We start from the raw sequence: 13,622 nt of genomic DNA on the forward strand, positions 1-13,622 counted from the left end.
TTATAATGGCCATTCAAGTTCTGATGCCCGCGCTGTCCCCGACCATGGAGAAAGGCAACCTCTCCAAATGGCTCAAGAAGGAAGGCGACACGATCAAGTCCGGCGATGTGATCGCCGAAATCGAAACCGACAAAGCGACGATGGAAGTCGAAGCGACCGATGAAGGGACGCTCGGCAAGATCCTGATCCCGGAAGGGACCAACGATGTCGCGGTCAACACGCCGATAGCAACCATCCTCGCTGACGGCGAAGACGCATCTGCTGCGGCGAGCGCACCGGCCCCGGCGAAGCAGGAGAAGGCCGCAGAATCCGCGCCGCCTGCCGCGGAAGCGAAATCCGCTCCGGCTCCGAAGGAAGAGGCTACAGCACCAGCAGCTCCGACGGCTTCGATCCAGCCCGATCCTGAAATTCCTGAAGGCACCGAGATGGTGACCATCACCATCCGCGAAGCGCTGCGTGACGCGATGGCAGAGGAAATGCGCAGGGATGAAGACGTCTTCATTATGGGTGAGGAAGTCGCCGAATATCAGGGCGCCTACAAAGTGACCCAGAACCTGCTGCAGGAATTCGGCGCCCGCCGGGTGATCGATACGCCGATCACCGAACACGGCTTTGCGGGTGTCGGCGTCGGCGCGGCGATGTCCGGCCTGAAGCCGATCGTCGAATTCATGACCTTCAACTTCGCCATGCAGGCGATCGACCAGATCATCAACTCCGCTGCCAAGACGCTCTACATGTCCGGCGGCCAGATGACCTGTCAGATCGTATTTCGCGGTCCGAACGGCGCTGCGGCGCGCGTCGGCGCCCAGCACAGCCAGGACTATTCGGCCTGGTACTCGCAGATCCCGGGCCTCAAGGTCGTCGCGCCCTATAGCGCCGCCGACTATAAGGGCCTGCTCAAATCCGCGATCCGCGATCCGAACCCGGTGATCTTCCTCGAAAACGAAATGCTCTACGGGCATTCCGGCGAGGTGCCGAAGCTCGACGACTACATCGTGCCGATCGGCAAGGCCAAGGTCGCCCGTGCCGGCAAGGATGTGACGCTGATCTCGTGGTCGAACGGCATGACCTATGCGCTGAAGGCCGCCGAAGAACTCGCCAAGGAAGGCATCCAGGCGGAGGTCATCGACCTGCGCACGCTGCGTCCGCTCGACACCGACACCATCATCGAGTCCGTGAAGAAAACCTCGCGCGCCGTGACGGTGGAAGAAGGCTGGCAACAGTCGGGTGTGGGCGCCGAAATCGCCGCACGGATCATGGAGCACGCGTTCGACTATCTCGATGCGCCGGTCGCGCGCGTGTCGGGCAAGGACGTGCCGATGCCTTACGCCGCCAATCTTGAAAAGCTGGCGCTGCCGTCGGTGGCCGACGTCGTGGCTGCGGCCAAAGCCGTTTGCTATCGGTGAACCATGGCAGGTCCGAAGGAACAGCCACTGCCGCCGGATGTCATGGATCGCGAGGACGCCACCGAGGTGTTGCGCGCGTTCGTGCTCGACGGCGGGCTGTCCATCGCCTTCATGCGCGCCTTCGAGGAGCCCGACATGTGGGGGCTCCTGCTGGTCGACATCGCGCGCCATGCCGCACGCGCCTATGCGCGTGAGGCCAACTATTCCGAAGACGAGGCGCTGAACCGCATCGTCGAAATGTTCGAAGCTGAAATCGCGCGTCCGACTGACATGGGCAACACCACGCCGCGGTCGCAACAAGGTCACTGACAATGCCAATCAACATTCTGATGCCTGCGCTGTCGCCCACCATGGAAAAGGGCAACCTTGCCAAGTGGCTCAAGAAAGAGGGCGACAAGGTCAAGTCCGGCGACGTGATCGCGGAGATCGAGACCGACAAGGCGACGATGGAAGTCGAAGCCGTCGACGAAGGCACCATCGCTAAGATCCTGGTGGCGGAAGGTACGCAGGATGTTGCTGTGAACGCCGTGATCGCGGTGCTCGCCGCCGACGGCGAGGACGTGAAGGCCGCGAGTTCGGGGGCAGGGGCTGACAAGCCGAAGCCCGCGCCTGCTGCCGAAGCTCCCGCGCCGAAGCCTGCAGCTGCTGCACCTGCGCCGGCTGCTGCTTCCGCAGCGAAGGCACCGGCACCGGCCGCTGCGCCAGCTCCGCAGCCGGCCGCCGCACAGAGCAATGGCGCGCGCGTATTCTCATCACCGCTGGCGCGTCGTCTCGCCAAGGACGCCGGCATCGAACTCGGTCGTATCAACGGATCGGGTCCACATGGCCGTGTGGTCGCCGCGGATGTCGAAAAGGCGAAGTCCGGTCAGGGCCTCAAACCAGCAGCCGCGGCTGCCGGCGCTCCCGCAGGTGCGACTGGAGCGATCGGTGCGCCTGCAATGTCCGATCAGCAGATTCTCGGGCTGTACGAGCAGGGCGCTTACGAGAGCGTGCCGCATGACTCGATGCGCCGCACGATTGCGCAGCGTCTCACCGCCGCGACCAACTCGATGCCGACCTTCTATCTCACGGTCGATTGCGATCTCGGCAAGCTCTCCTCCGCGCGCGAGGAGATCAACGCTGCGGCCGGCAAGGACAAGGACGGCAAGCCGCTCTACAAGCTCTCGGTCAACGATTTCGTCATCAAGGCGATGGCCATCGCGCTGCAGAAGATTCCGGAAGCGAACGTGTCGTGGACGGAAGCAGCGATGCTCCGTCATAAGCATTCCGACATCGGCGTAGCGGTGGCGCTGCCGTTCGGCCTGATCACGCCGATCATCCGCCAGGCCGAGATCAAGTCCATTTCGGCAATCTCCAACGAGATGAAGGAACTTGCCGCGCGCGCCAAGGCCAAGAAGCTCAAGCCCAACGAATACCAGGGCGGCGCGTCATCCGTGTCCAACCTCGGCATGTTCGGCATCAAGGACTTCACGGCGGTGATCAATCCGCCGCAGTCGTCGATCCTTGCGGTTGGCACGGGCGAGGAACGGGCCGTGGTGCGCAATGGCCAGATCGTCGCTGCAACCATCATGAGCGTGACACTTTCCTGCGATCACCGCGCCATCGATGGCGCGCTCGGCGCCGAACTGATCACGGCATTCAAGAAGCTGATCGAAAATCCCGTGATGATGGTGGTGTAAGGCTCAGGTCCGGTGGCTCATGAAAGTCAAAACATCATGGCCCTGGATCTCGCTATTGACCGCCGCCGTCGCTGCGCTGAATCCGGTTGGATATGGGATCATCGACAACGCGTTTCATTCAGGTGAACAACTGGCGCGCAGCCTGGGACAGTTTTTGGTCTATTGCGTGCTGGGCATCCTTGCGGCGCTGGGATTGATCGAATTCGGCATCCGAAAATTTCTGATTTCAAGACAGCGCCGATTGGCGAGTGGAGTGACCCATGGCTGATAATTCCTTCGACGTCGTCGTCATCGGCTCCGGTCCCGGCGGCTATGTGACGGCCATTCGGGCCGCACAGCTCGGCTTCAAGACGGCGATCGTCGAGAAGGCCTATCTCGGCGGCATCTGCAATAACTGGGGCTGTATCCCGACCAAGGCGCTGCTGCGCTCGGCGGAAATCTATCACTACATGCAGCATGCCAAGGATTATGGCCTGTCGGCGGACAATGTGACGTTCGACATCAAGGCCGTGATCGCGCGCTCGCGTGGCGTCGTGAAGCGCCTCAGCGGCGGCGTCGAATATCTGATGAACAAGAACAAGATCTCGATCATCTGGGGTGAAGCGACCCTGGATGCGCCGGGCAAGTTCACTGTCAAGAAGACGGAAGCCGCAGCACCCAAGGGCGCGCTCGGGGCAGGCAGCTATACTGCCAAGCATATCATCGTCGCCACCGGCGCCCGGCCGCGCGTGCTGCCGGGTCTCGAGCCCGACAAGAAGCTGGTCTGGACCTATTTCGAGGCCATGAACCCCGACAAGATGCCGAAGTCGCTGCTGGTGGTCGGCTCCGGCGCCATCGGCATCGAATTCGCGTCGTTCTACAAGACCATGGGCGCCGACGTGACTGTGGTCGAGGTGCTGCCGCAGATCCTGCCGGTCGAAGACGCCGAGATCGCCGGTTTCGCCCGCAAACAGTTCGAGAAGCAGGGCATCAAGATCATGTCCGGCGCGAAGGTGACCAAACTCGACAAGAAGTCGGATTCGGTCACCGTGACCATCGAAGATGGCAAGGGGGCTACCCAGCAACTCACCGTCGACCGCGTCATCTCGGCGGTCGGCGTGGTCGGCAATATCGAAGGCTTTGGCCTCGAGAAGCTCGGCGTGAAGACCGAGCGCGGCTGTATCGTGATCGACAAATACGGCAAGACCAACGTGCCCGGCATCTATGCCATCGGCGACGTCGCCGGTCCGCCGATGCTGGCCCACAAGGCCGAGCATGAGGGCGTGATCTGCGTCGAGGCGATCAAGGGGATGAACCCGCATGCAATGGACAAGTCGCTGATCCCGGGCTGTACCTATTGTCACCCGCAGGTGGCCTCGGTCGGTCTCACCGAAGCCAAAGCCAAGGAAGCCGGCAAGGACATCCGCGTCGGCCGCTTCCCCTTCGTCGCCAATGGCAAGGCGATCGCCCAGGGCGAGGACCAGGGCATGGTGAAGGTGATCTTCGACAAGAAGACTGGCCAGCTGCTCGGCGCCCATATGGTCGGCGCTGAGGTCGTCGAGATGATCCAGGGCTTTGTGGTCGCTATGAATCTGGAGACCACGGAAGAGGAACTCTTCCACACCATCTTCCCGCATCCGACCATCTCGGAGACGATGAAGGAAGCCGTGCTCGACGCCTATGGGCGCGTGCTGAATACGTAGTCGGAAGCATTTCCGATCGATAATTTTGATCGCCGCATCGTGAAGTTGCGGCGGGCTTACGTTACGGTCTCCCGACGTTATCTGCCGTCAAGGTCAGACGCGAATGCGTCCAAGGCGAAAGTGCTGTCATTTCCGAGTGACGCTAAATTCAGGGAGCTTTTCATGAAAACAACGATCACCACTGCCGCGGCTTCGGCCCTCATTGCTCTGATAGTGTCCGGTGTCGCCACTGCGTCAGAGCAGCGCTCTGCACACCGGCATGCTCAACCGCAGGCCGTCACAACCGATGGCGACTCACGCGATGCCTTTGCCTATTACCCGGGCTGGGGCCGTGATCCCGTGCTCGTCCGCGGTGTTTATCCCGGGCTGGTCTACGGTGGTGCCACCTCCGCGCCCGCCGGACGTTGAGATCGGCAACGAATGGAAAGGTCGGCCTTGCGCCGACTTTCCGGTAACGCGGCAGCGATTTTAGCCTCGCTAAAAAGGGTTGCCGGTGCGCCACAAATGTTGCTTGGTTGCCACAGTCCCCCAAGATTTAACCCTGTCGTGCTGTGGGTATTGTAACCGCCGCTATTTGGCCACACGCCTTCGTGAAATCATTTCTCACCAGCCAGAAGGCTGGAGCGCTTTGTTGATCGGCGGGATGTCAGTGGGATTGTCCCGGATCGCCGAAGCGGCCTGAGAAACCAGGTTCGCGATGGACGCCAAGACGAACATCAAGTCGCGTTTGCCTAGCCGTCTTATGACGGAGGGCCGGGAGCAGGCGTCGCGTGGCGCGCTCCCCTGCGCGATGAGTCTGGCGACGCTGCGGCGCGAACGGTTCATCGCCGGCCAAGTGCTGCGCGCGCAAGAATCTCGCACCGTCGAAATCTTCAAAAAGACACCATATGGCACCGATTTGAAGCGGGTGAGCCGTTATGTCGCCAAAGACATATTGGAAGTTGCCGACATACTGTTGCTGAAGACGACATTGCTCGATCACAGCCGGTCGCAGGGAGCGTGCCTCACTGCGACCGGGCAGGTGATCGCGGAGAAAATGAAGCCCGTGACGCGGAATTCCCATCAGGACGTCATTTGTTCTGCCGACAAGCTGATCGCCGTTATTGGTGACCTTGTTGGATCGAAGGGGACTCTGGCTCCTGACACCTTCGAATCGATGGGCGGTAGCACCATCGGGCGCGAAACCGGTGAGGGCTGCCTTAACGTAAAATTGACCGACAAAGAATTGGCCGCGCACCCGACCAAACGGAAGCGTCGCGCGACTAACCATATGTCAGGGACGCTGTGGACATATGCCCAGCAGGTTGGATCGGCCATTGGTTGCGCCGTGACCCAAACCGGCCGGGCCCACGAGAAATACTGTTATGCGGATAGTTGAGCGTACCATTTTTGTAGCGTTTGCTTTGGGTGCCGCGTCAGTGGCCGCGCCGGCGTTTGCCTTTGATGGTGCGCCCGTTGGCAGCAGCGACGCAGCCCTGCCGGTTGTAACGACCATTCCCGGTGCTGCGCCGGTCTTGAAGAAGTCCGCCAAGCCCGATACCTCGCTGACCGCGCTCCAATATGCCGCCGAAGGCGGTCATCCGATCGCCCAGTGGAAGCTCGGCCGGATGTATGCCGACGGTAACGGTGTGGCACAGGACGACCTGCGCGCCTTCGAATATTTCAGCCGTATCGCCAATGCCCACGCCGAGGACTCGCCGTCCGCGCCGCAGGCCACCATCGTCGCCAACGCCTTCGTGGCGCTCGGTCGCTATTACCTCGACGGCATTCCGAATTCGAAGATCAAGGCCGACACCGAACGCGCGCGCGAGATGTTCTCCTACGCTGCGTCCTATTTCGGCAATGCCGACGCACAATACGATCTGGCCCGGCTGTATCTGAAGGGCATCGGTACCCCGCGCGACACCAAATATGGCGCCCGCTGGCTGGGCCTTGCTGCGCAGAAGGGCCAGCACCAGGCGCAGGCGTTGCTTGGCCAGATGCTGTTCAACGGTGAATCGCTGCCACGGCAGATGGCGCGCGGCCTGATGTGGCTGACGCTGGCCCGCGACAATGCCGGCCCGGACGACACCTGGATTCGCGACAGCTACAACAAGGCCATCGCCAAGGCCTCCGAAGACGACCGCGCCATGGCGCTGCAGATGCTCGAGCACTGGGTGTCCGGCAAACGGGACTGAGGGTTGTCCCGGACTAAGCGACCGTTTCCGAGCGCGATTACCTCACACTCGACAGTCGTCACCCAGCTTGACCGGGTGACCCAGTAATCGCCAGCCTTCATTATTATCAACGAGTGCTCGCGTCAGGCGCCGTCTCGGAACGTTGCCCCGGGCGTTTGCTGGATCGCCCGGTCAAGCTGGGCGATGACAATTTGTGTTTGGGGAGCGCTTGGCGACCGGCCTTTACGCCGCTTCAAGATCCAGATCGACCCACACCGGCACGTGATCGCTCGGCTTCTCCCAGGCGCGCACATACTTGTCGATCCCGACGTCGATGAGCTTGTCGCTGGCCTGTGGTGACAGAAGCAGATGGTCGATGCGGATGCCCCAGTTCTTCTGCCAGGCGCCGGCCTGATAGTCCCAGAACGTGTACTGGCCGGGCTCGTCGGTGACGGCGCGCAGGGCGTCGGTCATGCCCAAGCCGAGCAGGGTCTGGAAGCTGGCACGGGTTTCCGGCTTGAACAGCGCGTCGTTGATCCAGGCCGCCGGATTATAGGCGTCGGCCGCCGCCGGGATGACGTTGAAGTCGCCGGCGAGAATCAACGGCTCCTCGGTCTTCAGCCGTAGTCGGGTGAACTCCTGTAGCCGGGACATCCATTTCAGTTTGTAGGGATACTTCTCGGTGTCGACTGGATTGCCGTTCGGCAGATACAGGCAGGCCACCCTGACCACCCCGGATTTCAGCGACACGACGCCTTCGATGAAGCGGGCATGAAGATCCTCGTCATCGCCCGCCAGCCGGGGCGTGGCTTCCTCCAGCGGATATTTCGAGAGCAGGGCGACGCCGTTGAAGGTCTTCTGGCCGTGGGTGACTACATTGTAGCCGAGCGCCTCGATGGGCTCGCGCGGAAACGCCTCATCGAGGCATTTGATCTCCTGCAGGCAGACGATGTCCGGTGAGCAGTCGCGCAGCCACGTCACCAGATGGTCCAGTCGCTGGCGGACAGAATTCACATTCCAGGTGGCAATTCTCATCTGACGGGATTCCGGTAACAACAATGGCAAAAATACGTCAACGTGGCATACCATCATCCCTGCCAACATGATAAGCTTTAAGCCTAAAGCGCACAGACGCTGTCTTTAAAGCTGCCATGGGCGGGAAACGGGGGCGACCCGATCTTCTGTACCAGGTGACATGGACCATATGAAGAAACGCACATCGATCGCTCTACTCGTTCTCGTCGGCGCTGCCGCGGTTGCGGCCTACACGACGCGCTCCTCGTGGACCGGTGGCAACACCAATGCACAGGCCCCGCAGCGCGCGCGGATCGTTGCGGTCGAGATTGCCAAGGCGGAACGCAAACCGGTTCCGGTCGATGTCGATTCGATCGGTACAGTAACGCCGATTTCGAGTGTCGCGCTCAAGTCGCGGGTGGAAACCACCATCACCTCGGTGCATTTTGAAGACGGCGCCAAGGTCAAGGAAGGCGATCTGCTGTTCACCCTCGATTCGCGGCAGATTGATGCCCAGATCGAGCAGGCCGAAGGCACGCTGGCCCGCGATCAGGCCCAACTGGCCGGTGCGGAACGCGACGTGCGGCGCTTTACGGATCTGATCGGCAAGGGCGCGACTACGCAGGTCAGCGTCGACAATGCCAAGACCCAATCCGACATCCTGGCCGGAACCATCCGGGCCGATCAGTCGGCGCTCGACAATCTCAAGGTCCAGAAGAGCTACACCATCATCCGCGCGCCGTTCTCCGGCCGGATCAGTGCAGCCAATGTGAAGGTCGGCAATTTCGTGCGCCCGGCCGATACGGCGCCGCTCGCCACCATCAATCAGATGGCTCCGGTCTATGTGTCCTTCGCCATTCCGCAGCGTGTGCTTGGCGATCTGCGCGAAGCGATGGCGGCGGGATCGACCTCGGTCATTGCGACCATCCCGAACAGCGGCCGTTCTGAAACCGGCAAGGTGGCGATGGTGGAAAACACTGTGGATTCCACCACCGGCATGGTCACTGTGCGCGGCATCATGAGCAATCCGAACGAAACCCTGTGGCCGGGCATTTTGGTACAGACCAAGTTGATCGTGCGCACCGAGGACGGCGTTGTTGTGCCCACCGTGGCCGTGCAGCGCAGCCAGACTGGGAACTTCGTCTTCATGGTGAAGGACGGCGTCGCCCGTGTTCAACCTGTCGAAGTCGATCGCACCTTCCAGGGGATTTCGGTGATCTCGTCGGGTTTAAGAGGGGATGAGGACGTCGTCGTCGACGGCCAGCTCTTGCTGACACAAGGCACACGGGTCGAAGCCCGGGCCCGCAAGGCCGGGGCATAAAACATGACCCTCTCGGAGCTCTGCATCCGTCGCCCTGTGATGACCACGCTCATCACGGCGACGATCATCGCGTTTGGCATTTTCGGTTTCCGGCTGCTGCCGGTGTCGGCGCTTCCGAAAGTGGACTTTCCGACCATCGCGGTGACGGCGACGCTGCCGGGCGCCAGCGCCGATACGATGGCGGCCTCGGTCGCCGGCATCATCGAGCGTCAGCTCTCGACCATCGCTGGTATCTCTTCGATGTCGTCGAGCTCGTCGCAGGGAACGACCCAGATCATCATTCAGTTCGATCTTAACCGCAATATCGATGCGGCGGCGCTGGACGTGCAGACTGCGCTGACGATCGCACAGCGCCGGTTGCCGATCGAAATGACGATCCCGCCGAGTTTCCGCAAGGTGAACCCCGGCGATTTCCCGGTGCTGTTCATTGCGCTGAGTTCATCGACGCTGCCGCTCTCGGCCGTTAATGAATTCGGCGATATCACCATCGGACAGGCGCTGTCGCAGATCCCCGGCGTGGCGCAGGTGCTGATCTATGGCACGCAGAAATTCGCCATTCGCGTCCAGGCCGATCCCGAAGCTGCGGCGGCTCGCGGGTTGTCGCTTGAAGATATCCGTACGGCGGTGTCGCGCGCGAACTCCTCGACGCCGGTCGGAACTCTGAACGGACCGAAGCAGGACATCTCGCTGCAGGCATCCGGACAGATGTCCAAGGCCGCCGACTATGGCCAGGTCGTTGTCGCCTGGCGCAACGGCTCGCCGGTCAAGCTGAACGAAGTCGCCAAGATCTATGACGCTGTCGAAAACGACAAGGTCGCGACCTGGTTGAATGGCGAGCGCGCCATCGTGCTGGCGATCCAGAAGCAGCCCGACGCCAACACGGTCGCTGTGGTCGACGGCGTCCGCGCCAAGCTGCCGTCGCTGCGCGCGCAATTGCCGCCATCGGTCGAAGTCAATATGATGATGGACCGCTCGATCTCGGTCCGCGAAGCCGTCGCCGACGTCGAGGAGACATTGCTGATCGCCGTGGTGCTGGTGATCTTCGTGATCTTCCTGTTCCTGCGCTCAGCCTCAGCGACCTTGATTCCCGCGCTGGCGGTGCCGATCTCGATCTTCGGCACATGCGCCGCGATGTACATGCTGGACTACTCCATCAACAACATGACGCTGCTGGCGTTGACACTGTCCGTCGGCTTCGTTGTCGACGACGCCATCGTCATGCTGGAGAATATCGTCCGACACATCGAGCTCGGCATGAAGCCGTTCGACGCGGCGCTGAAGGGCGCACGCGAAATCGGTTTCACCATCGTCTCGATCACCTTCTCGCTGATCGCGGTGTTCATTCCCGTGCTGCTGATGGGCGGAATTGTCGGCCGCGTGTTCCGTGAATTCGCGGTGACGATCGCGGTGGCTATCATCGTCTCCGGCTTCGTGTCGCTGACGCTAACGCCCATGCTCTGCGCGCGTGTGCTCAAGGCGCACAATCCCGAGCACAAGGAAAATTTCATTCTGCGCGGTTTCGAGCGCATATTTGCGGCCTGGCTGCGCGGTTACGAATGGGCGCTCGATCGCGTGCTCGCACACAAGGGCATCATGCTGGTGGTGACGCTCGCGACCCTCGGCGGCACCGTTTATCTCTACAACATCGTACCAAAGGGCTTCTTCCCGCAGGAGGATACCGGGTTCCTGACCGGTACGACCGAAGCCGCAACCGATACGTCCTTCGAAGCGATGAGTGCGCGGCAGCAGGCGCTTGCTGATCTGCTGAAATCCGATCCTGCCGTCGAATACATCAACAGCACCGTGGGCTCCGGCGGCCCGAATGCGACGGCGAATTACGGTCGTCTGTTCGTTGCGCTGAAACCGCGCCAGGATCGTGATCCCGCACAGGTGGTGATGACGCGGCTGCGCCAGAAGTCGTTGGCCGTTCCTGGCTTGCAGGCCTTCTTCCAGAGCATCCAGAATCTGAACATCGGCGGCCGACCGTCGAAGAGCCAGTATCAATACGTGCTTCAGGGCAGCGACACCGACACGCTGTATCGCGTATCGCCGGAGATGCGCGACCGCATCGCCAAGGTGCCGGGCCTGCTCGATGTGACCACCGACCTCTACATCAAGAACCCGCAGATGACGGTCGATATCGACCGCGAAAAGGCGGCGGTTTACGGCGTCACCGTCGATCAGGTTCGTAACCAGCTCTATAATGCGTTCGGCTCGCGTCAGGTCGGCACCATCTACATGCCGACCAACGATTATCAGATCATCCTGGAAGCGCAGCCGCAGTTCCGGATCGATCCGAGCGACCTCTCCAAGCTCTATATGAAGACGTCGAACAATCAGACCATTCCGCTGAGCGCGGTCGCGCGTCTGGTGCCAACGGTCGGGCCGCTGCAGATCAACCATCAGGGTCAGCAGCCGGCGGTGACGATCTCGTTCAACTTGGTGCCCGGCTATTCGCTGGGCTATGCGGTAGACCAGATCACGCAAATCGAGGCGGATTCCAAACTGCCGGTGACCATCGCCACCGGCTTCTCAGGCACGGCGCAGGTGTTCCAGGATTCGTTGCGCGGGCAGGGCGTGCTGATCCTGGCTGCCGTGTTCGCGGCCTTCGTGATCCTCGGCATCCTCTATGAGAGCTTCATCCACCCGATCACAATCATCTCCGGTCTGCCATCCGCGGGTATCGGCGCGATCCTGACGCTGATGCTGTTCAAGATGGAGATGTCGGTCATTGCCATGATCGGCATCGTCATGCTGGTCGGCATCGTCAAGAAGAACGCCATCATGATGGTCGACTTCGCACTCGAGCGTCGCCGCGTCGGCCTGTCGGCCGAACACGCGATCCGCGAAGCCGCGCTGCTGCGTTTCCGCCCGATCATGATGACCACTTTCGCGGCCATCTTCGGCACGCTGCCGATCGCGCTCGGTGCCGGTGCCGGCGCCGAACTGCGTCAGCCGCTTGGTGTTGCCGTGGTCGGCGGTCTGTGTGTCTCGCAATTGCTGACGCTGTTCATCACGCCGGTCATCTACATCTATCTCGACCGCATCGACCGCAAGCTGAAGCGCAAGCTGCAGCCGCAGCTCGAGGAAGAAGACCACGACGATCGTCCGCGCGTCGTGGCTGCGGAATAGGGATGTCTTCAATGCCGGTGACAACACTCACTGCGGCCGCCTTGCTGGCCGCACTCGTTGTCGCGCCGGTTCGTGCCGACGATCGGATCGAAATCTTCGACGCCCATTTGCATTACAACTGGGAGCCGAAGCCGTATTACCAGCCCGACGAAGTGCTAGAGGTTTTCAGGAAGAATCGCGTCACCGGCATTCTCGCCACCAGCCGCCCGAACACCGGCACGCATGTGCTGATGGGCGACAAGGCGAAGGGCAAGGCGGGTGATCTGCAGGTCGTGCCGTTCATTCGGCCGTATCGCGTGCGCGCCGATATCGGCAGCTGGTTCAACGATCCTGTGATCTTCGATCTCGTGCAGGAGGAGTTCAAGCGCGGCTACTATCGCGGTGTCGGAGAATTCCATCTGACCGGCAAGGCGGCCGATACCGAGATGGTCAAGAAGACCGTCGACTTTGCCGTCGCCAACAATCTCTATTTGCACGCCCATGCCGACGACGAAGCGGTCGAGATTCTGATGCGGCACAATCCGCGTGCGCAGATTATCTGGGCGCATACCGGCTTCAGCCTCGCGCCGGACCGTGTCGCAGCTATGCTGATAAAATACCCGAAACTGTGGGGTGAATTGTCTTACCGCAGCGGCATCGTGGACGGATCAGGCAAACTGACGCCGCAATGGCGCGTGCTGTTCGAGCGCTACCCCGATCGCTTCCTGCTGGGCTCCGACACCTGGGTGCCGGAACGCTGGGCGAGCTATGGCGATATCATGGATGGCTATCGCGCATGGCTGGCGCAACTGCCGCCGGCGGTCGCTAAACAGATCGCGCACGGCAATGCGCGGGCGCTGTTCGCCGAGAAATAGACCGATCTAAAAGAGCCGAATAGAGGTCAGATCGAGAAGCTGGTCCCGCAGCCGCAGGACGCCGTCGCGTTCGGATTGACGACGCGGAACGAGGCGCCGATCAGGTCATCGACGAAGTCGAGTTCGGAGCCGGCCAGGAACGGTGCTGAGGAGGGGTCGACCAGCACCACGGCGCTGTCACGTTCGATCAGGATGTCGTCGTCCGCCTTGGCGCGCTCGACGTCGAACTTGTACTGGAAGCCGGAGCAGCCGCCGCCTTCGACCGACACGCGGAGCATGGCGCCGTTGCCTTCGGTCTTGAGGATCTCGCCGATCCGGCGCGCAGCACGCGCGCTGACGGTGAGGGGGGCCTCGGTGATTGCAGTGTCGGTCATATCT

Annotated in this window: 13 protein-coding genes; 11 read left to right on the forward strand and 2 right to left on the reverse strand. The window is 61.5% G+C overall.

The window, feature by feature from the left end:
- Window positions 1-5: 5 nt before the first annotated feature.
- The 8 genes from AB7783_RS06475 to AB7783_RS06510 all read left to right on the forward strand — a co-directional run bounded on the left by AB7783_RS06475 (window position 6) and on the right by AB7783_RS06510 (window position 6,944).
- Window positions 6-1,406, forward strand: coding sequence for a pyruvate dehydrogenase complex E1 component subunit beta (locus AB7783_RS06475; protein WP_441277140.1), 1,401 nt, complete (start codon window positions 6-8; stop codon window positions 1,404-1,406).
- 3 nt (window positions 1,407-1,409) lie between these two features.
- The gene (locus AB7783_RS06480) at window positions 1,410-1,715 is read left to right on the forward strand and encodes a DUF5076 domain-containing protein (protein ID WP_068730814.1); all 306 of its coding nucleotides are present in this window, start codon (window positions 1,410-1,412) and stop codon (window positions 1,713-1,715) included.
- Between the two features lie 2 nt (window positions 1,716-1,717).
- Window positions 1,718-3,085: a pyruvate dehydrogenase complex dihydrolipoamide acetyltransferase gene (locus tag AB7783_RS06485; protein ID WP_441277141.1), complete on the forward strand. Its 1,368-nt coding sequence runs from the start codon at window positions 1,718-1,720 to the stop codon at window positions 3,083-3,085.
- Window positions 3,086-3,104: 19 nt separating this feature from the next.
- A complete protein-coding gene (locus AB7783_RS06490) occupies window positions 3,105-3,353 on the forward strand; it encodes a hypothetical protein (protein ID WP_441277142.1) in 249 nt (82 codons plus the stop codon).
- Window positions 3,346-4,767, forward strand: a complete 1,422-nt coding sequence (gene lpdA, locus AB7783_RS06495; protein WP_441277143.1) for a dihydrolipoyl dehydrogenase — start codon at window positions 3,346-3,348, stop codon at window positions 4,765-4,767. The genes AB7783_RS06490 and lpdA overlap by 8 nt, the downstream gene beginning before the upstream one ends.
- A gap of 162 nt (window positions 4,768-4,929) precedes the next feature.
- A complete protein-coding gene (locus AB7783_RS06500) occupies window positions 4,930-5,175 on the forward strand; it encodes a hypothetical protein (protein ID WP_441277144.1) in 246 nt (81 codons plus the stop codon).
- A 289-nt stretch (window positions 5,176-5,464) separates the two neighbouring features.
- Window positions 5,465-6,145 (forward strand): hypothetical protein, encoded by a 681-nt coding sequence (locus AB7783_RS06505; RefSeq protein WP_441277145.1) that lies wholly within the window; start codon window positions 5,465-5,467, stop codon window positions 6,143-6,145.
- Complete coding sequence (locus AB7783_RS06510) at window positions 6,132-6,944, forward strand: tetratricopeptide repeat protein (RefSeq protein ID WP_093758718.1); 813 nt, start codon at window positions 6,132-6,134, stop codon at window positions 6,942-6,944. The genes AB7783_RS06505 and AB7783_RS06510 overlap by 14 nt, the downstream gene beginning before the upstream one ends.
- 222 nt (window positions 6,945-7,166) lie before the next feature.
- Here the strand turns inward: AB7783_RS06510 and xth are convergent, their stop codons facing one another.
- The gene (xth, locus tag AB7783_RS06515) at window positions 7,167-7,958 is read right to left on the reverse strand and encodes an exodeoxyribonuclease III (RefSeq protein ID WP_120289926.1); all 792 of its coding nucleotides are present in this window, start codon (window positions 7,956-7,958) and stop codon (window positions 7,167-7,169) included.
- Between the two features lie 169 nt (window positions 7,959-8,127).
- Here xth and AB7783_RS06520 point away from each other — a divergent pair, with 169 nt between their 5' ends.
- The 3 genes from AB7783_RS06520 to AB7783_RS06530 are packed head-to-tail and all read left to right on the forward strand — an operon-like array spanning window position 8,128 to window position 13,244.
- Window positions 8,128-9,258, forward strand: coding sequence for an efflux RND transporter periplasmic adaptor subunit (locus tag AB7783_RS06520; RefSeq protein ID WP_441277146.1), 1,131 nt, complete (start codon window positions 8,128-8,130; stop codon window positions 9,256-9,258).
- A gap of 3 nt (window positions 9,259-9,261) precedes the next feature.
- Entirely contained in the window at window positions 9,262-12,390 is a 3,129-nt protein-coding gene (locus AB7783_RS06525; RefSeq protein ID WP_231080773.1) for an efflux RND transporter permease subunit, read from the forward strand.
- An 11-nt stretch (window positions 12,391-12,401) separates the two neighbouring features.
- On the forward strand, window positions 12,402-13,244 hold the full coding sequence (locus AB7783_RS06530; protein ID WP_441277147.1) for an amidohydrolase family protein: 843 nt from the start codon (window positions 12,402-12,404) through the stop codon (window positions 13,242-13,244).
- A gap of 26 nt (window positions 13,245-13,270) precedes the next feature.
- Here the strand turns inward: AB7783_RS06530 and erpA are convergent, their stop codons facing one another.
- Window positions 13,271-13,618: an iron-sulfur cluster insertion protein ErpA gene (erpA, locus tag AB7783_RS06535; RefSeq protein ID WP_441277148.1), complete on the reverse strand. Its 348-nt coding sequence runs from the start codon at window positions 13,616-13,618 to the stop codon at window positions 13,271-13,273.
- Between the last annotated feature and the right edge of the window lie 4 nt (window positions 13,619-13,622).

Source organism: Tardiphaga sp. 172_B4_N1_3, assembly GCF_052076035.1.
Classification (GTDB): Bacteria; Pseudomonadota; Alphaproteobacteria; order Rhizobiales; family Xanthobacteraceae; genus Tardiphaga; species Tardiphaga robiniae.

Bases quoted from the DNA above. Each gene is read 5' to 3' on its own strand.
- AB7783_RS06500 (WP_441277144.1), top strand. From the start codon at position 4,930: ATGAAAACAACGATCACCACTGCCGCGGCTTCGGCCCTCATTGCTCTG.
- AB7783_RS06475 (WP_441277140.1), top strand. From the start codon at position 6: ATGGCCATTCAAGTTCTGATGCCCGCGCTGTCCCCGACCATGGAGAAA.
- AB7783_RS06510 (WP_093758718.1), top strand. From the start codon at position 6,132: ATGCGGATAGTTGAGCGTACCATTTTTGTAGCGTTTGCTTTGGGTGCC.
- erpA (WP_441277148.1), bottom strand. From the start codon at position 13,618: ATGACCGACACTGCAATCACCGAGGCCCCCCTCACCGTCAGCGCGCGT.
- AB7783_RS06530 (WP_441277147.1), top strand. From the start codon at position 12,402: ATGCCGGTGACAACACTCACTGCGGCCGCCTTGCTGGCCGCACTCGTT.
- AB7783_RS06480 (WP_068730814.1), top strand. From the start codon at position 1,410: ATGGCAGGTCCGAAGGAACAGCCACTGCCGCCGGATGTCATGGATCGC.
- lpdA (WP_441277143.1), top strand. From the start codon at position 3,346: ATGGCTGATAATTCCTTCGACGTCGTCGTCATCGGCTCCGGTCCCGGC.
- xth (WP_120289926.1), bottom strand. From the start codon at position 7,958: ATGAGAATTGCCACCTGGAATGTGAATTCTGTCCGCCAGCGACTGGAC.
- AB7783_RS06505 (WP_441277145.1), top strand. From the start codon at position 5,465: ATGGACGCCAAGACGAACATCAAGTCGCGTTTGCCTAGCCGTCTTATG.
- AB7783_RS06490 (WP_441277142.1), top strand. From the start codon at position 3,105: ATGAAAGTCAAAACATCATGGCCCTGGATCTCGCTATTGACCGCCGCC.
- AB7783_RS06520 (WP_441277146.1), top strand. From the start codon at position 8,128: ATGAAGAAACGCACATCGATCGCTCTACTCGTTCTCGTCGGCGCTGCC.
- AB7783_RS06525 (WP_231080773.1), top strand. From the start codon at position 9,262: ATGACCCTCTCGGAGCTCTGCATCCGTCGCCCTGTGATGACCACGCTC.
- AB7783_RS06485 (WP_441277141.1), top strand. From the start codon at position 1,718: ATGCCAATCAACATTCTGATGCCTGCGCTGTCGCCCACCATGGAAAAG.